This window comes from Pedobacter steynii (assembly GCF_001721645.1).
GTDB classification, from domain to species: domain Bacteria; phylum Bacteroidota; class Bacteroidia; order Sphingobacteriales; family Sphingobacteriaceae; genus Pedobacter; species Pedobacter steynii_A.
This window is the reverse complement of the sequence record NZ_CP017141.1, coordinates 5,430,902-5,454,183: the sequence shown is the minus strand read 5'-3', so window position 1 is coordinate 5,454,183 and position 23,282 is coordinate 5,430,902. Positions and strand designations below refer to the sequence as shown.

Annotated in this window: 8 protein-coding genes; 4 read left to right on the top strand and 4 right to left on the bottom strand. The window is 46.1% G+C overall.

Annotation, left to right across the window (positions count from 1 at the left end):
- The 4 genes from BFS30_RS22530 (at position 1) to BFS30_RS22515 (ending at position 8,878) form a co-directional block, all read left to right on the top strand.
- Complete coding sequence (locus tag BFS30_RS22530; protein ID WP_335645381.1) at positions 1 to 318, top strand: Ig-like domain-containing protein; 318 nt, start codon at positions 1 to 3, stop codon at positions 316 to 318.
- Positions 315 to 1,385, top strand: a complete 1,071-nt coding sequence (locus tag BFS30_RS22525; RefSeq protein ID WP_257785609.1) for an Ig-like domain-containing protein — start codon at positions 315 to 317, stop codon at positions 1,383 to 1,385. The genes BFS30_RS22530 and BFS30_RS22525 overlap by 4 nt, the downstream gene beginning before the upstream one ends.
- Entirely contained in the window at positions 1,379 to 7,924 is a 6,546-nt protein-coding gene (locus BFS30_RS22520; RefSeq protein WP_069381349.1) for an Ig-like domain-containing protein, read from the top strand. The genes BFS30_RS22525 and BFS30_RS22520 overlap by 7 nt, the downstream gene beginning before the upstream one ends.
- Before the next feature lie 66 nt (positions 7,925 to 7,990).
- Entirely contained in the window at positions 7,991 to 8,878 is an 888-nt protein-coding gene (locus tag BFS30_RS22515; protein WP_069381348.1) for a PorP/SprF family type IX secretion system membrane protein, read from the top strand.
- Between the two features lie 39 nt (positions 8,879 to 8,917).
- Here the strand turns inward: BFS30_RS22515 and BFS30_RS22510 are convergent, their stop codons facing one another.
- The 4 genes from BFS30_RS22510 to BFS30_RS22495 are packed head-to-tail and all read right to left on the bottom strand — an operon-like array spanning position 8,918 to position 23,258.
- Entirely contained in the window at positions 8,918 to 9,268 is a 351-nt protein-coding gene (locus tag BFS30_RS22510) for an MmcQ/YjbR family DNA-binding protein (protein WP_069381347.1), read from the bottom strand.
- 26 nt (positions 9,269 to 9,294) lie between these two features.
- Positions 9,295 to 12,177, bottom strand: a complete 2,883-nt coding sequence (locus BFS30_RS22505) for a hypothetical protein (protein WP_157263011.1) — start codon at positions 12,175 to 12,177, stop codon at positions 9,295 to 9,297.
- A gap of 30 nt (positions 12,178 to 12,207) precedes the next feature.
- Positions 12,208 to 12,738 carry a DUF4402 domain-containing protein gene (locus BFS30_RS22500; RefSeq protein WP_069381345.1) on the bottom strand — a complete coding sequence of 177 codons (531 nt, stop codon included), beginning with the start codon at positions 12,736 to 12,738 and terminating at the stop codon, positions 12,208 to 12,210.
- On the bottom strand, positions 12,735 to 23,258 hold the full coding sequence (locus tag BFS30_RS22495; protein ID WP_069381344.1) for a LamG-like jellyroll fold domain-containing protein: 10,524 nt from the start codon (positions 23,256 to 23,258) through the stop codon (positions 12,735 to 12,737). Before BFS30_RS22495 ends, BFS30_RS22500 begins: the two co-directional genes overlap by 4 nt.
- Positions 23,259 to 23,282 lie beyond the last annotated feature (24 nt).

Genomic DNA, 23,282 nt, shown 5'->3' with positions numbered 1-23,282 from the left:
CTGGCAGTAACGATCGATACTACTGCTCCAACTCTGGCCATCACCAGTGATGTGCCACAGCTAAAAGCCGGGGAAACAGCCAACATCACCTTTACCTTCAGTGAAGATCCGGGAACAACTTTTGCCTGGGACGGAACTACCGGTGATGTCGTGGTAAGCGGAGGAACACTTGGAGCCATATCTGGTTCTGGTTTAACCCGTACCGCAACCTTTACACCGACACCGGCAAGCTCTGGAACGGCAAGCATTACTGTAGCTGCAGCAACGTATACAGATGCGGCTGGTAATGACGGTGGCGCAGGAACAACCCTGCCCTGACTTTCGATACTCAGAGTCCTAACGCTCCATCTGCTCCTGTTCTGGCTGCAGCAAGTGATAGTGGAATATCGAATTCTGATAACATCACCAATGTGACCACTCCTGTGTTTACAGGTACCGCAGAACCAGGTTCTACCGTAACCCTTTACGATACTGACGGGACAACTGTAATCGGAACCGGTATTGCTACCGGTGGAAACTGGTCAATTACAGCAAGTACATTGACACCAGGCACACATACCATTACGGCTAAAGCAACTGACGCAGTGGGTAATGAAAGTCCGGCTTCAGCAGGACTGGCAGTAACGATCGATACTACTGCTCCAACTCTGGCCATCACCAGTGATGTACCACAATTAAAATCAGGAGAAACAGCCAACATCACCTTTACCTTCAGTGAAGATCCGGGAACAACTTTTGCCTGGGACGGAACTACCGGTGATGTCGTGGTAAGCGGAGGAACACTTGGAGCCATATCCGGTTCTGGTCTAACCCGTACCGCAACCTTTACACCAACTCCGGCAAGTACCGGAACAGTAAGCATTACAGTAGCAGCAGCAACCTACACCGATGCAGCGGGTAATGACGGTGGCGCAGGAACAACCCCTGCCCTGACTTTCGATACTCAGAGCCCTAACGCTCCATCTGCTCCTGTTCTGGCTGCAGCAAGTGATAGTGGAATATCCAATTCTGATAACATCACCAATGTGACCACTCCTGTGTTTACAGGTACCGCAGAACCAGGTTCAACCGTAACGTTATATGATACTGACGGGACAACTGTAATCGGAACTGGTGTAGCTACCGGTGGAAACTGGTCAATTACAGCAAGTACATTGACACCAGGCACACATACCATTACAGCTAAAGCAACTGACGCAGTGGGTAATGAAAGTCCGGCTTCAGCAGGACTGGGAGTAACGATCGACACTACTGCTCCAACTCTGGCCATCACCAGTGATGTGCCACAGCTAAAAGCCGGGGAAACAGCCAACATCACCTTTACCTTCAGTGAAGATCCGGGAACAACTTTGCCTGGGACGGAACTACCGGTGATGTCGTGGTAAGCGGAGGAACACTTGGAGCCATATCTGGTTCTGGTTTAACCCGTACCGCAACCTTTACACCGACACCGGCAAGCTCTGGAACGGCAAGCATTACTGTAGCTGCAGCAACCTACACCGATGCAGCAGGTAATGACGGTGGCGCAGGAACAACCCCTGCCCTGACTTTCGATACTCAGAGTCCTAACGCTCCATCTGCTCCTGTTCTAGCTGCAGCAAGTGATAGTGGAATATCGAATTCTGATAACATCACCAATGTGACTACTCCTGTATTTACAGGTACCGCAGAACCAGGTTCTACTGTAACCCTTTACGATACCGATGGGACAACTGTTCTTGGAACAGGTATTGCTACCGGTGGAAACTGGTCAATTACAGCAAGCACATTGACACCAGGCACACATACCATTACTGCTAAAGCAACTGACGCAGTGGGTAATGAAAGTCCGGCTTCAGCAGGACTGGCAGTAACTATTGATACTACTGCTCCAACCCTGGCCATCACCAGTGATGTACCTCAATTAAAATCTGGAGAAACAGCCAACATCACCTTTACCTTCAGTGAAGATCCGGGAACAACTTTTGCCTGGGACGGAACTACCGGTGATGTCGTGGTAAGCGGAGGAACACTTGGAGCCATATCTGGTTCTGGTTTAACCCGTACCGCAACCTTTACACCGACACCGGCAAGCTCTGGAACGGTAAGCATTACCGTAGCAGCAGCAACTTACACCGATGTAGCGGGTAATAATGGTGGAGCAGGAAGCACTCCTGCCCTGACTTTCGATACTCAGAGCCCTAACGCTCCATCTGCGCCTGTTCTGGCTGCAGCAAGTGATAGTGGAATATCGAATTCTGATAACATCACCAATGTGACCACTCCTGTGTTTACAGGTACCGCAGAACCAGGTTCTACTGTAACCCTTTACGATACTGACGGGACAACTGTAATCGGAACCGGTATTGCTATCGGTGGAAACTGGTCAATTACAGCAAGTACATTGACACCAGGCACACATACCATTACTGCTAAAGCAACTGATGCAGTGGGTAATGAAAGCCCGGCTTCAGCAGGACTGGCAGTAACTATTGACACCACTGCTCCGACCCTGGCCATCACCAGTGATGTGCCTCAATTAAAATCAGGAGAAACAGCCAACATCACCTTTACCTTCAGTGAAGATCCGGGAACAACTTTTGCCTGGGACGGAACTACCGGTGATGTCGTGGTAAGCGGAGGAACACTTGGAGCCATATCCGGTTCTGGTTTAACCCGTACCGCAACCTTTACACCGACACCGGCAAGCTCTGGAACAGCAAGCATTACTGTAGCTGCAGCAACGTATACAGATGCGGCTGGTAATGATGGTGGCGCAGGAACAACCCCTGCCCTGACTTTCGATACTCAGAGTCCTAACGCTCCATCTGCGCCTGTTCTGGCTGCAGCAAGTGATAGTGGAATATCGAATTCTGATAACATCACCAATGTGATCACCCCTGTATTCACAGGTACCGCAGAACCAGGTTCAACCGTAACGTTATATGATACTGACGGGACAACTGTAATCGGAACCGGTATTGCTACCGGTGGAAACTGGTCAATTACAGCAAACACATTGACACCAGGAACACATACCATCACTGCAAAAGCAACTGATGTAGCAGGTAATGTAAGTCCGGTTTCAACAGGGCTGGTGGTAACTATAGACACCACCGCTCCGATTGTCAATGCAATTGCACTTGCAGATCCTAATCCTTCTACAGCAACCAGCGTTAATTACACCGTCACTTTCTCTAAAGATGTGTTCAATGTAGATCCGGCTGATTTCAACTTGGCGCTAACCGGCACCAGTGGAACAATAGCCAGCATTACACCTACAAACAACCAGGTATTCACCGTAACTGTGAATGCGATCACCGGAGATGGAACGATGGGTCTGAACCTGAATGCCAGCGGAACAGGAATCACCGATGCAGCTGGAAACAACATCTCAGGCGGTTTCACGGGCAGTATTTATACATTTGACCATAGTATACCGACTTTATCAGCAGTAAACATTGTGTCGAACAATAGCAATCCGCTTTACGCTGTGGTAGGTAATACGGCTACCTTAACATTTACGGCAAGCGAAGGATTACAGACACCTGTTGTTACGATTGCAGGTCATACTGTCATTCCAACGGCTTCCGGAAATAACTGGACCGCTACCTATACCTTTATCCCAACAGACGCAGAAGGCCTCGTTCCTTACCAAATTACTTTCATTGATTTGGCTGGAAACCCAGGCACTCCGGTTTCTACAGGTACAGGCTCTGTCACTTTAGATAAATCAATACCGACCTTAACAGCAGTAGAAATTACCTCTAACAATCCTGTTCCATTCCTGGCGATAGTGGGTAATACAGCAACCCTAACATTTACAGCAAGCGAAGCATTACAGACACCTGCGGTTACAATCGCTGGTCATACGGTAATTCCAACCGCTTCCGGAAATGACTGGACAGCTACTTATACCTTCACTTCAGCAGATCCCGAAGGTCTGGTTCCTTATAGCATCACCTTCAGTGATCTTGCGGGAAATCCAGGTACTCCGGTTTCTACAGGTACAGGCTCTGTCACTTTGGATAAATCGGTACCGAGCTTAACTGCGGTAAACATTGTTTCTGACCATGCGGACCCAACACTTGCCAGACCGGGCAATACCGCCACGTTAACATTTACAGCAAGCGAAGTACTGCAAACTCCAGTAGTTACGATTGCCGGCCACAATGTGACGCCAACGGCTTCCGGAAATAACTGGACAGCAACTTACACCTTTACTTCAACAGATGCAGAAGGTTTGGTTCCTTATGAAATCACTTTTAGTGACCTTGCAGGAAATGCCGGCAGTCCGGTTTCTACAGGTACCGGTTCCGTAACCTTAGATAAATCAGTGCCAACTTTAAGTGCAGTCAACATTGTTTCTGATTTCTCAAACCCTACCCTTGCAAAAGTGGGTAATACAGCTACTTTGACCTTTACCGCCAGCGAAGCATTGCAAACACCAGTAGTCACCATAGCGGGACATACGGTTATCCCAACTGCTTCCGGAAATAACTGGACTGCAACCTATACCTTCATTTCAACAGATGCAGAAGGTTTGGTTCCTTACCAAATTACCTTCAGTGATCTGGCAGGAAATGCAGGCACTCCGGTTTCTACTGGAACAGGTTCCGTGACCTTAGATAAATCAGTGCCAACTTTAAGTGCAGTCAACATTGTTTCTGATCATGCAGATCCTACACTTGCCATAGTGGGCAATACCGCTACGTTAACCTTCACAGCCAGTGAAGCCTTACAGACGCCGGTAGTCACCATAGCAGGACATGCGATTACCCCAACTGCTTCAGGAAACAACTGGACCGCAACCTATACCTTTATTCCAACAGATGCAGAAGGCCTCGTTCCTTATCAGATCACCTTCAGTGACCTTGTAGGAAATGCAGGCACTCCGGTTTCTACAGGCACAGGTTCAGTAACATTAGATAAATCAGTACCAACCCTGATTGCGGTGAATATTGGTTCAGATAATGCCATACCTACCCTGGCCAAACCAGGCAATACAGCGACATTAACATTTACAGCGACTGAAGCGCTGCAAACTCCGGTGGTTACTATTGCGGGTCATGTGGTTACTCCAACTGCTTCCGGAAATAACTGGACAGCAACCTACACCTTTACTTCAACAGATGCAGACGGTTTAGTTCCTTACCAAATTACTTTCAGTGACCTGGCAGGAAATGCAGGTATTCCGGTTTCTACAGGAACAGGCTCGGTGACTTTCGATAAGGTCATCCCTACCCTAGCTGCAGTGAACATCAGTTCGGACAATTCAGTTCCGACACTTGCAAAAGCAGGAAATATTGCAACCCTGACCTTCACTGCAAGTGAAGCCTTACAAACTCCGGTAGTTACGATTGCAGGTCATACGGTAATCCCAACGGCCTCAGGAAACAACTGGACAGCAACCTATACCTTTGTTTCAACAGATGCAGAAGGCCTCGTTCCTTACCAAATCGCATTCAATGATCTGGTAGGAAATACAGGTATTCCGGTTTCTACAGGAACAGGTTCAGTTACATTTGATCAAAATGCACCGGCAATTCCAACTGGCTTAACTGCCACCGCCGGTGATACAGAAATCCTATTAAACTGGGCAGCTAATACAGAACCCGATCTGGCTAAATACCGCATTTATTCCGGCACAAGCCCAGCTCCAACTACAGTATTGGCCGATATCCCAGCAGGTACAACAACCTATACAAATGTTGGATTAACGAATGGTACCACTTATTATTACCGCATCCAGACCATAGATCAGGCCGGTAACCTAAGCGCATTGAGTGCTGATGTATCTGCAGTTCCTAAAGGCAGTCAGACCATCACCTTCAATACCATTGCTGCAAAAATCTATGGCGATGCTCCTTTCAGCCTGGGTAATGCAAACTCTTCGGCAAACCTTCCGGTAACGTATACCGCTGCAGATCCTTCCATTGTTTCTATTGTGGGCAATACCGCCACAATTTTAAAAGCCGGAAGTACTACCATCACTGCAAGTCAGCCAGGAAATGCAGCCTTTAGTCCGGCAACCGACGTTCAGCAAACATTAACAGTAAACACTCGAACGCTGACTATCGTAAACAACAACCGCTCTAAAGCATATGGAGATGTGCTGACCGATGCTGACTTCAACGGTAGCATTACCGGACTTCAAAATGGCGATCAGATTACCGTAACCAGAAGTAGTACCGGTGCTGCTGCAAATGCCGCAGGAGGACTTACTTATCCGATTGTTGCTACGTTAACAGATCCAGGTAACAAACTGTCTAACTACTCGGTCAACAATCCAGATGGAGTGCTGACGGTCACTCAGAAAGCACTCAGCATCACCGTAGCTAACCTGAGCAAAACCTATGGGGAAACACTCGTTTTCGCTGGAACTGAGTTTACTGCCAACGGATTGATCAATGGAGATGTAGTGACTTCAGTAACACTCAGCAGTCCGGGTGCAGCAGCAACGGCAAGTGTTGCAGGTTCCGATTACGACATCATTGCAACCAATGCTGCCGGAACAGGAATAAGCAATTATAACATCAGCTATACCAACGGTAAATTGACGGTAAACAGGAAAGGCTTATTGATCACTGCAGATGCTAAAGAGAAATTCCTTGGCGAAGTGAATCCGGTGCTGACCGCCAGCTATTCTGGTCTGGCAAACGGAGAAAGTAACTCGGTGCTGAGTACCCAGCCGAACTTATCAACAACCGCAACAACCAATAGCCCTATAGGCACGTACGACATCAATGTCGGTGCTGCAGCAGCTGCCAATTATGCCATCACCTATCAGAAAGGAACACTAACCGTTAAACTGGATGCAATCACAAACATCAGTCTGGCCAGTGTCCCATGGTATGAGAATTCAGCTCCCGGAGCTGAAACAGGAACGTTTAGCAGTACTTCAGATCATCCTGCTGCCACATTTACCTATACACTGGTATCAGGTGCGGGAGATGCAGACAATGGATTATTTACCATCAGCGGCAACAAACTGATCAGCAATACCAGTCCTGATTATGAAAGTAAAGCCAGCTATAAGGTAAGGGTTCGTTCTGTTACCCAAAACAACACCGCACTGGAAAAAGAATTCAACATCAGCTTAACCGATGTAAATGAAATTCCTACGCTTTCTGCCATCGGCAATCAAACGTTATGCTATACTTCAGCAACACAAACGGTAGCTTTAGCAGGAATCAGTGCCGGACCGGAAAGTAACCAGACGACTACCTTAAGTGTAAGCAGCAGCAATTCCAGCCTGTTCCAGACCTTAACAGTAACCGGTAGCGGAAATACAGGAACACTGAGCTATAGACTGAGAAATGGTGCCTCAGGAACTGCCACAGTTACCGTAATGGTCCGTGATAACGGAGGCACAGCAAATGGTGGCACAGATACCTATACCAGTTCTTTCCAGATTACAGTTAATGCTGCTCCGCAACTTATGATCAGCAGCAATAGTGGAAACCAGGTGAGTAAAGGGGCAACGGTCATCCTAACCGCAAGTGGTGGAACAAGCTATGTCTGGGAAAACAGCGAAGGTATACTAACCGGGCAAAACACTGCAATCCTTACAGTAAGACCACGTGAAACCACCACCTATACCGTAACCGCCACTAATTCCAATGGTTGTTCGCAATCACAAACCTTTACGCTGAGGGTATTGGACGATCTGGCGCTGATTAAAGGCACCAATATCATATCTCCTAACGGTGATGGTTTTAATGACAAATGGGTCATAGATAACATTGATTTCTATCCGAATAACGAAGTGAAGGTTTTTGATAAAGCAGGCCGTATTCTTTATACCAAAAGAGCATACGACAACAGCTGGGATGCCATGCTAAATGGCCGTCCTTTGGATGAAGGAACCTATTATTACATCATAGACTTCGGACCGAACACACTTAAATTCAGAGGCTTTATTACGGTTATCAGAGAAAATTAATATTTAAGAGGCCTGCAGGAACTCATTACCTAAGGGAATGCAGGCTTCATCAAATGACGAAGAGACATGAAAATCATACACAAAACATGCTTAGTAGTTGCCTTTATGGCAGCAATAAGTTCAGCAAAAGCGCAGTTAAATCCCCTGTCGGCACAATACTATACCAACCAATATGTGATCAATCCTGCTTTTGCAGGATATAACGGAGGAATAAAAATAAACGGCTCTTACCGCAAACTCTGGGACAATGTGCCAGGCGCACCGGTAACGCAAAGTCTTACTGCAGATTATGGTTTCAAACGAGTTGGTATCGGTATCACGGTAAATAACGAAAGTGCCGGTCTGCAAAGGCAAACCCGGGTACTGGGTTCCTACGCTTATCACCTGAAACTAAATCAGGACGGCGATGCGCTACACTTCGGATTGTCTATCGGTTTTTTAAGCCAGCGACTGGAAGAAACGGATATTCACGGCAACCCCAGTGATCCGTTAATCGGCCAGTACAACAATCGTAAAACCCATCTGGACGGAGATTTCGGAATCGCTTATACCAGCAACAGACTGACCGTACAAGCGGCATTACCCAATCTGAAAGATGCCCTTAAAAAGGAAACGGTTAAAGTCGCCGATCAGCAAACTTTTTATTCGGCACTAAGCTATCGGTTTCAGGTTACTAAAGGAGCTGAAGGAATTGACGCAGAGCCTAAAGTGGCTTATCGTGGTGTAAAAGGTTATGACAACATCTGGGATGCAGGCGTTCAGGTAGGCATTGCAAACCGGCAGGTCTTTGCCATGGTGATGTACCACAGCTCGGAAAGTGCCACCTTCGGACTAGGCATGGACTTCAGAAACAAATACATGATCAGCGGATCATACACTACCCAAACCTCGGCGCTAAGTGCCTATACCAATGGCAGCTTTGAGCTGAACCTCAGGTTAAGTCTTGGTCAGTAAAAGATGGAAAAAGAAGGCAGCTTAGACTGCCTTCTTTTTTTAACCTGTAATTTCTTCCTGTTTTTTCCTAGGTAAGCTATTAAATACCAGATCATAAGAATGATCTATAATTTCCTGTAACTGCTTAAAAGTCAAACGGCCATTCATATAAACGGTATTCCAGTGTTTCTTGTTCATATGGTACCCGGGTATCACTTCTTCATATTGTTCCCTCAGCTCAATCGCACGATCCGGATCACATTTGGCATTAAACCTGTTGCCGTTGATTAGACCGATCAGTAAGAAGACTTTCTCTCCTACTTTAAAAACCAGTGTTTCCTCACCAAAAGGAAAGCCTTCAGTTGCCCCGTTCTTTTGCAGGCAATAATCACGTAATTCTTCAATATTCATAGACAAAACTCAAACGTCAAATATAGTTAGTCCTTTAACAAATAAGCGTCCGGGAATCCAATAGTTTTAATCATTTTAATCACCTTTTTCGCTTCCTCCACATCTTTAATGCCTTTAATCTGAATGTTATAATACACCCATTTGGTAGGAACAATGACTACATTTTTATAATACTTTAATAAAATACGCTGAGATGTTCTGGCCATCTGGAATTTAAAATGTGCGGCCTGAACGGTTAACGGACCCATGGCGGGAATTACGACAGGTTGTTCCTCTGGAACCGCCTGAACTACGGGAGGCATAGCTGGCTCTTCTGTTTTCTCCTCTTCAACAAGTGCTGGTCTGGTAACCAGACTGAGCCCATTTACCAGATCTCCATCTGTACTCCGGACGATGACCACCGGAATGGCCGGCGTTTCTCCGATCAGGTCCATTTTCTTTAATTGCAGCGAATCCATTTTCACCAGATACTTACCTGGTAATAATCCCAGATAAGAGAAATAACCATCCACTTCAGAAGTCGTATATCCAATCAGCTTAGCCTGCTCATTATAGAAATTGATTAGCACATTCCCCTGTCCCTCCTCTTTAGTTCCCTTTTTCAAGATTACCCTTCCGGAAACTTCACCGAATACGGAAATCGGAACTTCTATATTTTTGACAAAATTGGGATCAATCACTACGCTGTAATTCTTTTTAGGGAATTTCCAGGCCAGTCTGTCAAAACCGGAACCATCCAGCTCAATAGCGTAATTCGTGTAGGCCTCCAGGTCGGTTATCCGGATTGTGGTATCCTTAACCGATTGCTGAATTCGACCTCCATTGATTCTCACTTTCAATCCCTGCGCTTTAGGTTCCCCCCGGTCCCGCCTGTTATTGCCATTCAAATCCAGATATGGAATCAATAGAACGGCTCCTTTTCCAACGCTGGTATAGTTATTAAAATTGGTGAAACCCGATTTTCCATCATGTATCAGACTTCCGCTGATGCCTTGCAAAGTTCTGATCAGATCATTACTCCTTCGTACCGAAACCCGGGTTTGAGCAAAAGAAAAGTCATACCTTAAGCCAACTTCTACGTTGCTGATGTCGCTGAGGAAATTCTGTTCATAGGACAGGTTTAAATATCCCCGTTTAAATACCCGCTTTTCCAGCTCTGTTTTGATACCTATCACCTGTTTCTGTACATATTCATATTGCAGCTGCTGTGTGATCAGGAGGTTTTTAAAAGCCCGTAGTGAGAATGAATAATTGGTATATACATACGGATCAGCCTCTTTCATAAATATCGAATAGGTGGTTGCACTTGCACTCATATTCCCTATCACGCCGGAAAGCATCCAATTGGCCAGCGTATACCTCGTATTGGAAAGCAAAATCTGCTCTATGGTCAGTCTCGTATAAGCGGAGAAAGAACGCCCCCGGAAAGGAAAAGAAAACATCGCTTTCCGGTCTTCCACAAAAGTATTGTTAATCGCCGTCTGTCCCTTCTTATACCAGGTATTATTGATCTCAATCTGCAGTCCTGAAGGCAGATTATAACTCAGCAGTGCTTTGGAACGCACGTCATGATCGTACTCCCCAGAGAACAAAAGATTGGGCAGCAAACGAATGGAAGTATTCACAAAGGGGATCTTTGTACCCGAGCTGATCGAAGAAAGGTATTCCAGACCGGCTCCAACCGTAATATTACGCGTCAGTCCGTAATTGGTACTTAAACGGGCAAATTTAGCACGCGTTTCATCCTCTAATATTCCGGAACTGGCGGTATATTCAAATTCATTCTTTGGCAAAAAATTAAAGGGGATGTTGATGTTTTGTTCCGTCGACCGTTCCTCACCATAAGGACCATAAAATCGCAGCTTAATCATGGTATTGCCATATACCAAGGGAACATTAAACGTATAAAATCCGGCTGCATCGGCTTTAACGTAATTAATCAGTACTCCATTTACATATAATTCTACCATCCAGTTAGGTTCTGTATGATTACTTAACGTATACGTACCAAAAGAACGCCGGTAAGTAGTTGGCGCATTGGTCACCTGAACCCCGATCACAGGCGCATATATTGAGGAGATCGACTGTCCCTGGATCTTACCTGCCATCACCTGTTTCGCATAGCGCATATTATTGTCCACGTACCTCCATAAATAATATTGCTGACGACCGGAAAAGCCGGCATTGTTGTGGTAATTCAGCACCACATTTGTTTCTCCTCCGGCAAGCATTCCTCCCAGACCAAGGCTAACCCGGGCATCCTGGGGAGTTCCTTTATTTCCAGCCGAAGTAAGCGCAGCATAATCTGCTGTTCCGAAATAGAATAAGGGATAATTTCTGCCTATAACCGTATCCGCCTTAAATATTCCGCTTAATTTATTCAGATTAGCACGCATCTGCTCCTGCCGGATCTCACGGAGCACCGGTAACTCTAGTTGCGTACTCAACACCACCGAGAGGTTTCTAAAACTAAACAGACAATTTAATCCAAATACCTTTCCAAAATAGTCAGACTGCAAATAGAGGCCTGTGTTGGTCCGGATCAGGTCTTCCGCTTTCAGTTCATAACGCTGATCTTCGTATATAATCTGATGATGTACCTGATCAATCACATAGGCCGAAGTCGGCTTAATGAAAGTCCCGCTCACAGAATCTCTGTTTTTTGATACTTCATAGCGGATTTTAAGAAAATTAAAAAGCTCAGCCACCGGCAACCAAACCCGTTCAGCGCGAATTAATGCCTGTATTTCGGTAGCACCCACACGCTGCACATTTAGAAATACCGGTATCTCCTCTGGCTCTTCCGGCTCCGTTTGGGCGAAGCAGGAACCTACCGTCAGCAACCAGGCAGCAGTCAACCATACAAAAAGCCATAACGTTCTCCATAAAGAACCCTTTATTCTTCTCATATAGGGATTGATCTGGTTTTCCGGCATACATCAGGGTTGGATAAATGTGACTAAAAAAGTTCCATTATAATTTCCAGGTGGGTTAGCCAGGGGGCTGGTTAAAGTCAGAGTTCCTCCTATTCTGATCTGTGTTCTTCCCGGAGAGATCTCCGTGGCAATAAAAGGACTTACAGGATCTGAACCACCAATCTGTAAAGTAATGCTTCCTCCGTTACTTCCATTTAAGGTCACATCCGGCCCGTTCACAATGGTAACCAGGGTTCCCGGTTCGGCATCGACCTCAAATATGGCCGGCGAAAAGGAAATGCCCTGATTGGCCTGGATCACACTTCCCGTGGTAGATCTGGATCCATTGGGATAAACAATCACCGTTCCACCGGTAGCACCCTGATAAAAAGCGCCAAATTGTAATCCTTGTGCCGGATTCACATAGATCACTACCGGTCGTGGAGGATTCTCCGGGCCCAAAGCCAGTAAATTCCGTTGTGCAGCTGAGGAAAGCCCCGTCAGCAGTAAAACCGGCAAAATTATCCTGTATATAATTCTGTTCGTCTTCATCATTTCCCTGTGGTTTGTACTTTAGTCGTATGTGTTCCTTTTGAGGTGATAAAACTCACCAGATATACTACATTTGGCTGGAGCTGATCCAATTGATAAACCCCGTTTCCATCTATTCTTTTACGTGAGATAACCTGACCTAAAAGATTACTAATCATAAGATCTCCTGGCCGCTCATCCATGAGCTTAATCCTGACAAACAACTCGCCGTTAGCGCCGAATATGGTGTAAACATCTGCATTGGCATCAAGGCTGGCTACCGCTTTACAACGTAGCGAGAAACGGTTTTCTATCGTTCCCTTTTTCAGGTTTACTGTGTATACCGGGTTTTTCTGCAGGTCCTGGTTTGTTCCCGTCAGGGCATCTCTCAGGTATAGATTCAGGCCAGACGGCCAGTTTTCCAGGTTTCTCAGGTTAAAACTCACATTTCCATCTTTTTGTGTGGCTATACCCAGAGGAATAACGGTATTACTATCTACACCCAATAGCGCTTTAACCACTAGTTTGGAAGCATCAGTTCCAATGGAATAAAGGTTCGGTAGCAATTCGTTGTCATTCATCAGCTTAATGGCGTCCAGCTCTTTATCAAAAGTCTTTTTTGCGTTGGTATTGGAATAGAGGACCAAAGGGTCAGAAGTGTTATTTTGATCTGCAAAACCAGCACTCAACCTCAACAACATCCGGCGTTCGGCCAGGCCTGCATCCATACGCGCAGACATAGATTTATGAAAAACAGGCGATAGGTCATTTACCCTCGCACTGTTATTGATTGCCAAAGTACCAGTCACAGGATAGGTCCCGTCAGTTACATGTACAAAGAAACCCTGCATGGAAGCAATTACCGGCCCTGCAATCCCATCACTCGAAACACCATTGATATAAGTACTATAAGCACCAGTATATTGACTTACTATTCCTGAATTAAAGAAATAGATGGCATTGTCAATATTTGTTCGGGTCAAGCCAGCCACTGCATCCCAATTTATCGGAGAAGGATAAGGATTCCCAATCAGATTAAACCCTTTGGTATACGGCTGATTGTGGTTATACAAGGTTGCAGAAAGTGCTCCGTTATTTACAATACCCGTCATGTTTACCGTTTTAGGCGCCATCGACGAGCCGAAGTCGGCAGCATAACCCTGTAAGGGGTGTAAAGGGTTAGCAGGATTGGTATAAGAAGTAAACCCACTGCTTACTTTATCTTCTATGTAATGGAAAAAATTAGGGAAGCTGGCATTCAGGTCTACTGTTGCCGCAAAACTGTTTACGGTAGCATCCTGAACAGGTGGACTAAAATATTTATATCCAAATCCTGCAATCAGGTAGCGTTGCATCGTTACATTTCCGGATACGGTACCCAAACCGGCACCATCAATCAGGGCGGTCTGCGTCGGAGAAGAAATCAGTGTCAGATTTCCTCCTGAATGAAAAGATCCGGTATTTACCAACAGGATATCGGAAAGGTTTAATGCTCCGCTAAGATTCACTCCAGCAGCATTGCTGATGGTCAGGTTCTTAATCAGATTTCCGGTAAAGGCCGCTGCCGGTATACTCTGAGCCGTAGTACCATTCATCTCAATAGTGCCCTCATTCACGATAAAACTACCGCTATTGCTGATGTTTCCACCTATTTTTAAAGTCTCGTCGTTGATATCCAGTGTTCCTGCTGTGATGCTGACGTTATTCCTTACTGTAAGATCAGAAGATACTAAAGGCACCGTGACGTTACTGCTGCTGACCTGAAGATTGTATACCGGACCCAACGCAGTGACATTCATGATCTGTGTAGTTGCTGTAGACCCATTTCCCATCTGCAATGTTCCACCGGTAAAACCCGTGCCCACAGCACTCAGATTTGTATAACCAAGATGCTGTCCGCTGCTCCCTCCTGAATTCTGAATCACCAGTGTTCCTCCAGACATGCTGAATGTTGCAGCAGCATCATCCATATAAAAAGGCGCAATACCTGCTGTAGTGCTGCCAGCACTATTTACCGTTGTCTGGCCCCCCTGCATCTCATATTGCCAGGCCGTAGCAGGATTACCAATTGCCGAGGCAAGGTTAAGGTTTCCTCCGCTAACCAGCACATGTGCAGGATTCAGCGTAATCGCCCTGTTATCAGCTGCGTTTCCTATATTCATTGTACCTCCAGTCACTTTGATTAAACCTGCAATGGTCCAGTTCATGTCCGGAGAATTGATTGTTCCTGCATTTACCCATAAACCTGCAGTGGCAGGAACTAAATAATCGCCATCCGTAATATCTGCTAAAAAAGGTGTGATGCTCAAAGCAGCATTGTTCAGGTTAAAAGATCCGTTATTTAAAGTCAGAAAGCCATCTGGTGCTGAAAATCCGGAAGCAGTGACTTCCACATAATTGGTATTTACCGATCCAAGATTGGTCGTCATCAGGTTGAAACTACTTTGTGCTCCGGTTCCTGAAATCGTTTGATTTCCATCCTTGTTAAAGATCACATTACACAGGCTGTTCGCGTCAGGACGCAAATTAAGTGTTCCGCTGTTGGTCACGTTACCTCTTATGGTCAACAGGTGCGTGGCATCCGAAGATCCTGCTACCGTAAAAGTGGTCCCATTGGATATCGCGATGTTTCCATTCACCGTTATTTTCTGTACCGTACTGCTGTTTCCAATGCTTACTGTTCCGTTACTTACTGTAAAGTCGTTATTAATATTGGCATCAAGCAGGGTTAATCCACTGGCATTAGCCGCGACCAGGTTGTAATAATTCATCGCCCTGACCGTTTGTGCCGCAGCACCATTATAACTTATTGTTCCTCCGTTCGCTACTGCATCAGCGGTCGCCGCTGAAGAAACAGAAAAATTCCCGGCGATACTGGCAATGCCGGAGCTAAATGATTTTATTCCCCCATTACTCAGGCTCAGGTGATGATAGGCGGCTGCAGCCACTGTTTGAGCACCAGGTCCGTTATAATCGATAGTACTTCCGGTAACGGTATACACATTGGTTCCGGGACTAAAAGTATTCGCAATACCAATGGTCCCCGTGTTACTTAACACCCTGGCTCCGCTACCACTACTACTAAGGTTATAATAATTATAAGCTGGAACGGTTTGTGATCCTGTTCCGGTAAAGCCAACCGTGCCTCTGGATACGTCTACGATACCGGTAACTGTAGGAAATGACGCAGCCGTATTAAACGTTCCAGCCACCAGCGTCATATTGCCCGACACCGATAAGGAATTTCCTGCATTTGTGGTCAGCACCAGTCCCGGATCACTCAGTAACAAATCCTTAGTTACTGCAGCAACATTGATATTAATGACATATGGACCGGTAAGCTCTACATTATCATTTACCGAGGGCACTCCGTCTGTGTTCCAGTTTGCCGCATCTCCCCAATTGGCTGTTCCGGCCCCGCCATCCCATGTTTTGATATAAATGGTCATCTCGCCGATCTGAAAATCACCGAATGCTGTTAATCCGGTAGCGGTCAGACTTGTAGCAGAAACCGATCCGACCATAGGATATGCCCAGGATCCACCAGTGTATTCACCCAATACAAAAATGCTCGTATTCGCGCCCGCATCTACATCAGCGGCCAGATAGTTAAACGTCACATTCGCTGTAGCAAAGACAATTCCGTTATTGGTCATCGTCCAGAACCGGTTCACACTTTTAGCCGCATTGATCATGGAATTGCTGATGCTCGGATGATCTCCGGTATTTGTTGCCACAGTCAGGTCTCCGGAAGTATTTACCCCCGTAAAAGCTACAGAAAGCGGCAGATAACTACTTGCGTTTCCAATTTCAAAAACCTTGGTTACATCGCCGGAGGGTATATTTTTCCGAAAATTGCCGTTTACCCAGCCAGTCAGCTGAGCTGCACCACTTACCGTTCCTGAAGCAGGCTGTATCAGGACAAATGAGCCGGTTTGTATTTTACCCAGCGTAAACGTCAGCGCATCATTAACCGTTACATCAGAAGAGATGCTGACCGTGCCTCCCGTATTATTGAGGGTAAGCTTGTAAAATGCAGAAGCCGAATAGATATCCTGAATACCAGTACCATTCAGCGTAAATGTGGAAGAGCCGCCATTGATTTGTCCGTTATTCAGTATATTTCCGGCAATCAGATAGCTCCGTGTGCCGGCATTCAATATTGCCCCGGTATTAATTGTCAGTTTATTGCTTAAAGTCCAGTTGGAAGATGGACTGATTCCCGCTGCATTGGTATTGGAAATCAACACGTCATGCAAAGTACCAGGGCTTCCCGCCATACTCACTGCCCCTGCCCCTCCAAATACCACTGTCCCTGTACTTGAAAAATTAGTTCCCAGATTGAGCGTTGCAGCAGCTGCCGGAATAAAATTCAGGGTTCCTGCGCTGGTAATCGTTCCACTATTGGTAAGCGAGCCCATGAGGTTATGACTGGATGTCCCTCCGTTAAATGAGGCACCTGCACCCACCGTCATGCTATTCTGTATCGTCCATCCCACACTTGGAAATATCCCAGCGGTATTGTTGATATTTAAAAAACCAAATTGGGGTGCCGAAGTAGAGTTGAGTACCGGTGATACTGTTCCGTTAAAGTTTACAGTTAATGCCACCGTACTCACTGCATTAATCAGACTCAGCGTCTGCACCACATTTCCAGTGAAAGTAGTACTGCCTAAAGTATATAAAGTCCCGCTATTGATCAGATCCCCGTTCATGGTAGTATTGATGGTTGAACCTCCGTTTAAGGTACCGGTATTGGTAATATTCAGCAGCGAGTTAAAAGTCATATCATTGAGAATCGTATAACTTCCGGCTACTGTAGCTTTGTTGAAAGTGGTGTTTCCGGTGATGGTTTTAGTAGTGCCCGTAAAAATCACCGTACTTGTGGAGGGAGTAAACGTTCCATTGTTTAACCAGTTCCCATTTAATGTGATGGTATTGCTTCCACCATCCAGTGTTGCCCCATTATCTATTGTCAGCGTGCCTTTTATGGAGATCTGGGTAAGTAAAGATTTCAGTCCGGCATTGCGAAAAGTAATGTTTCCATATACCAGTCCAGGCAACAACAGGTGCTGAGTAGCTGTCCCGTTAAAAATAACCGTACTATTGGGACCTAAAACATAATTTGCAAACTTATTCGGTGCATTATCTGCGCCTATGATCAGGGTTCCCGCATCTGTAATTGTTGCTGTTCCGCCGGAAACATCCCTGTTAAAAAAGAAAGATTTGATATCCAATGTCCCGGACGTACCGGTCAGATTTCCTTTTAAGGTAACATCTCCGGTAAGGACTGCCTGGGAACCTACAGGCTTATTAATTTCCAGATTATTGAATGTACTCGCAGAAATCGACTGGGTACCCGATCCGTTAAAAACCACACCAGACCCAGCATTGCTGGCATTATAGTTCCCTGCATTGGTCCAGTTTCCGCCCACCATTAAATTACTGTTGTTCTCCAGTATTGCCCCGGAGGCAATACTCACGTTCCCTAAAATGGTCATCGCCGCATTATTGTCAAGCTCCCCTGCTGTAATGGTCAGGTTTCCATTTACAGTAAGTGGATTGGCTACGGCAATACTCGCTGCACTTTTGTTAACTGAGAGGTGATTATATGTCACCACTCCCAATACCTGATTCGAGGATCCATTATAAGTCACTGTCCCTGATCCTGGCGTAAAAGTTCCGCTTACATAATTAAAATCCCCGGCCACATTCAGGTTACCCGCTCCGCTGAAGGTAATATTCGCTCCCCCGCTTTCAGTCAATGCCCCTCCGATAGTCGCACTTCCAGATCCGATACTCAGGTTAATCGCATGTCCGGCTGTACCGTCACTTAACGCCAGGTCTCCATTCACTACCAACGCCTGACTTCCCGCATCAATGGTATGTGTAGCATTAGCTGACCAGTTTCCTTTGATGTCACCAGAGCTAAGTGATCCTCCTGATGCGAGAGACAGGTTCACTGCCTTAGCGCTGCCAAAATTTATATTTTTTACCGTTACTGCAGTACTGATCACTGGCTGATTGGTAAAAGTAGCAGTTCCGATGTTTACTACATCAGTTGCAGCTGGCGGCCGGGATGCCGATCCCTGTGTAACCGTCCAGTTGGCCACCGTATTCCAATCGGAGCTGACACTACCATTCCATTGTACCACATTTGCACTGGCAGAAAGCGTCCATCGGTTCGTAATATCCAGTAATAAAGTCTGTTCCACATAATTGCTCGTTGTATTGTTACTGGTTTTACCGCTTGCGCCCCATGAGCTCCCGTTATAATGCCATAAAGCCATCGTAGCTTCAGAATTGCCATTCAACTCTGTGTCTTCATAGTGAAGCCTCAGCGTTGCGCCCACATAGGTGCCGGAAGGAACACTGATATTGTATTGTCTGCTGATTGAACCACCAAATGGAAAATCACTGATTGGTCCTGTGGCAACCGATACCGTAACGCTGTTTATTCCAATAGGAAGTGTAAAGGTGATCAGGTTATTCGGCCCTTCAAAGGCATACGCAGTAAGCGCCGCAAAGGAATGATTTCTGGTGATGGTACCAAGGATAATTCCATTTCCTGTTCTCGTTGTCGTAATCGTTAGTGTATTGCTTCCGGTAGTCATCGTTCCAAGCGTCATATTTACCGTCGCAACCGTCACATTATTCAGCAAAGCTACTTCTACACTTGATGCCGAATTATTTACTGTCAGAATATTAAACGTTGTGGCCCCGCTGATGATGGAGTTCTGACTTCCCAGAAACTGCACCGTTCCGGATCCTGCGGTAAAAGTTCCATTGTTATACCAGCTGTTATAAATCGAATGTGTAAATGTCCCTGAAACAAAGGTCGTTCCTGTACCAATAGTAATGTTATTGTTTACCGTGATTGCCCCTGCAGCTGTTTTAGTACCTCCGGTAGAGAAGCTAAGGTTGCTGTAGGTAATCGCATTGATGCTCTGTGCACCCGTTCCGTTAAAGTTTACCGTATTTGGTGCAGAACTCACGTTCAGTGTTCCTGCCGTAATGGTTAATGCACCTGCAACGCCGAGAACCGCATTTGCCGATAGCTGTAATGAGGTTCCGTTGATTGTTGTATTGAAAAGGTTTGCCGTTCCGCTCAGGGTTGAAGTTCCGGTAAAAGTTGCAGTTCCTGCTGAAGCCGTAAGGCTTCCATATACCGCCATTCCTGAGGAAATGCTGAAATTCACGGCTGAAGTCAGCGTCCCTGTTACTGAAAGCTGGTAAAAAGTCTTACTTCCGCTTCCAGAAATACTTTTTGTCGTTCCACTTAAAGTGATCACTCCTGCACTTGCGCTAAAGCTTCCGCTTACAGAAAGGTTCCCTGTAATGATCATTGACGCTGCTGTGGTTACCGTACCGGTGATGTTCAGGTTATCCGGCGAGATGTCCACGCCGCTGATCGTCGTGCCTATTCCGGTCATCGATAAAGTACCTCCTGAAGCCTGAGTAAAAGAGCCCGAACCTGTAGTCGCCAGATTTCCGCTTAAGCTCAGCCCTTCTGCTGAGAAGCCCACCATTGCGGCTGCAACTGTCAGGCTGTTAAAATTCTGTGTTCCGGCGCCACTAACCGTAGTTCCCGCTCCTGTAAATACTACCGTTCCGGTATTTCCGTTAAAAACCCCTGCATTGGCCCAGTTTCCACCAATATTATGACTAAAACTTGCTCCGTTAAAAGTAGTAGATGCCCCTATACTTACATTTCCAGTTACCGTAATTGCGGCTGCCGCGGTAAAAGCGACAGAAGTGCCACTTCCCTGAACACTGCTCAGGTTACCCAATACCGTCATTGCCGTTGCGGGAAAGGTTTTCACCGCTGCTCCTGACGAACTGCTCAGTTTCAAATTGCCATAAGGCTGATTTGCCACTGTCTGGTTCGTTCCTGAATACTCCACCGTACTTGCCACAACCAGCGTATTTGTGCTGTAATTTGTCGGGTAGCTATTTGTTCCTCCGATTTTCAGCGTAGCATTATTAGCTACCGTCAGTATTCCACCTGCGGTAGCCCTGTTGGCCGTAAAAGCAGCCAGATCCAGTGTACCTGTAGTTACAGAAAGGTTTCCGCTAATGATGGTATTTACACCCAGTGTTACCGTATTACCTGTATTTGTAACCGTAAGGTTATTGAAAGTTGTGCTGGCTGTACCGCCAATACTTTGGGCATTGCTACTGTTAAAAGTCACCGTTCCCGTTCCGGCAGTGAAAGCCGTACTGTTCACGTTATTGATCCAGTTTCCTCCAACGGTCAGGTTAAAGTTGGCGGCATTCAGTACCCCGGCAGAAATGGTCAGATTATTACTCAGCACAATGGCTGAAGGTAAAAGCAGGCCCGCACTATTACTTAAAGTTAAGTTATAAAATGTACTGATCCCTGTAAAGCTCTGTTGCCCGGAAGTTCCGTTAAAATTAACCGTTCCGCTATTCGTAAACGTTCCATTGTTGACTAATGTCCCCGCTACATTTAAAGTACCTGTTCCTGTCAGGGTCAATGTGGCCCCGGTATTAATAGTAAGACTTCTGCTGTTCACACTCGTACTAATATTTGGCATCCTTGTTGCCCCCGCGGTAACGATCACATCCGTAGTCGGGCCCGGAACAAGCCCATCGCACCAGTTTCCCGCAGTTGCCCAATCTGTACTTACATTTCCGGTCCATTGTCCCGAACTAGTGGTAGACAACACCCTGACATAAGCTATTGTCGGCGTAGCACAACCAGGTAACGTAGCTTGTAAAGTATACGTTCCAGCATAGGCTGAACTATAACTAATGCTGGGATTTTGCAGAGAAGAGCTAAAACCATTTGGTCCGGTCCAGGAGTAACTTGCTCCGGCAACCGTGGTTGCAGTCAGGTTTAACATAGATCCTGCACATACCGGGGCGTTGCTTCCTGCACCGTCCGGAGAATTGTATAATATCCCTATTTCTGAAGCACTTAATTCTCTTTGATAAACAATCGCATCATCCAGACTTCCCTGAAAATAATGGCTGGAAGGTTCATTTGGCCAGGTGGCAATATCATCATGCCCAATGCGCCAGTATCCGTTATAACTTTCGGCGGTCGTTACGGCAGCATCACTTGCTGCCAGACTTCCGTCTACGTACAATTTCATTCCCGATGCCCCGAGCGTTGCCGTCGCCATATGCCAGTTGCCATCGTTATAGGAAGAGGTTGTACTTACATATTTTTTCACCGATCCCGGAGCGAGTCCAAAATAAAGCGTTCCAGTTCCGGTCATATAAATAAAACGGTCCCGGCTACCCCCGCCTCCTGTCTGAAGCGAAGAAAACCCACTTAACACCCCTCCTACACTAGTTGTTGTTTTAAACCAGAGGGATACACTGAAAGTGGAAGGGTTTGCATAAGCAACACTGGTAGAAATGTAATTGCTGGTGCCATTGAAAGTATACCCTTTATTGGCAATCCCATAACGGTCGGCAGTTTGCACCGGGCTCCCTCCCTGAAATGTCCCCGCATTGTTTGCGGTTGCATCATTTGCATTTCCCTCAAATTTATAATAGGAAAGCAAACCGGAGGGCAGCTGGGAAAGTACCGGTCCATTACAACTGGTGGCTTGTGTTCCACTTAAAGCAGTACTCAGCCCTCCTTCAGTAACGGCATATACCCTCCAATAATAGGTCGTGCCGGTGGTGAGTCCGGATTGCACTGAACTGGTTGCTCCTGCAGCCAACTGATTTACAAAAGAATAATTGGTTCCATCAGTAGAGCGGTAAATCACAAAACCATTTTCATTTGTGGAAAGGTCCGTCCAGTTCAGCGTCATGGTCAGATTTCCTATAGCTGAAAAGCTCAGACTTCCAGGAGCAACAGGCACAGGCGGCGTAAAAGTATAAGTCCGTCCGGTAGTTCTTTTTGTCGTGATACTGGCTTCTGATGTAGAGCTGACACTCGTTCCTGCATTGTTTACAGACAGGTAATTTCCTGATCCTGTAGTGGCTTCAGTAATCCCGATTGATGCGGACGGGGAAGTTGCCAGCGTCAGGTCTGAACGGTAAACATATTCTATCCTACCGGTTCCCTCATAAAAGTTCACCTGAAAGGAACATACCGCACCTAAAGCCCGATAACTCCATTTCACATTGAGATATTGTACCGTGAAGATCCTGGAACCTACAGCTCCTGAAGTCTTATAGGTTACATTTGCAGTGGAAACAATATCAAGATCATCCCATAGGGGTGCAATTACAGGTCTTGGTGATCCTCCTGTAGACAAGCTATTGGTATAAATAAAATCTGTCGGAACGCTACCTAAAGCCAGCCAGCCATTGGTACTTGCAGAAACATTGTTATACCTGCCCCCCATATACCAGAAATCAAATCCTATGGGAATCAGTGCAGATACGCCGTCGTCTGTTGAACCAGTCCATGTGGTAGAATTAGGACTGCTTAAGGCAGTGAAAGTACCATTTGAGGCTGCAAATGTATAGTTGGTTACCGCCTGGGCGCCCACTCGAAAATGGAGAAAAATGAGCACAGCAATGGCCAGTACACTCTTATAAAGTATATGTTTTTTCATTCCTTGAGCGTTTAGCGCAACAAT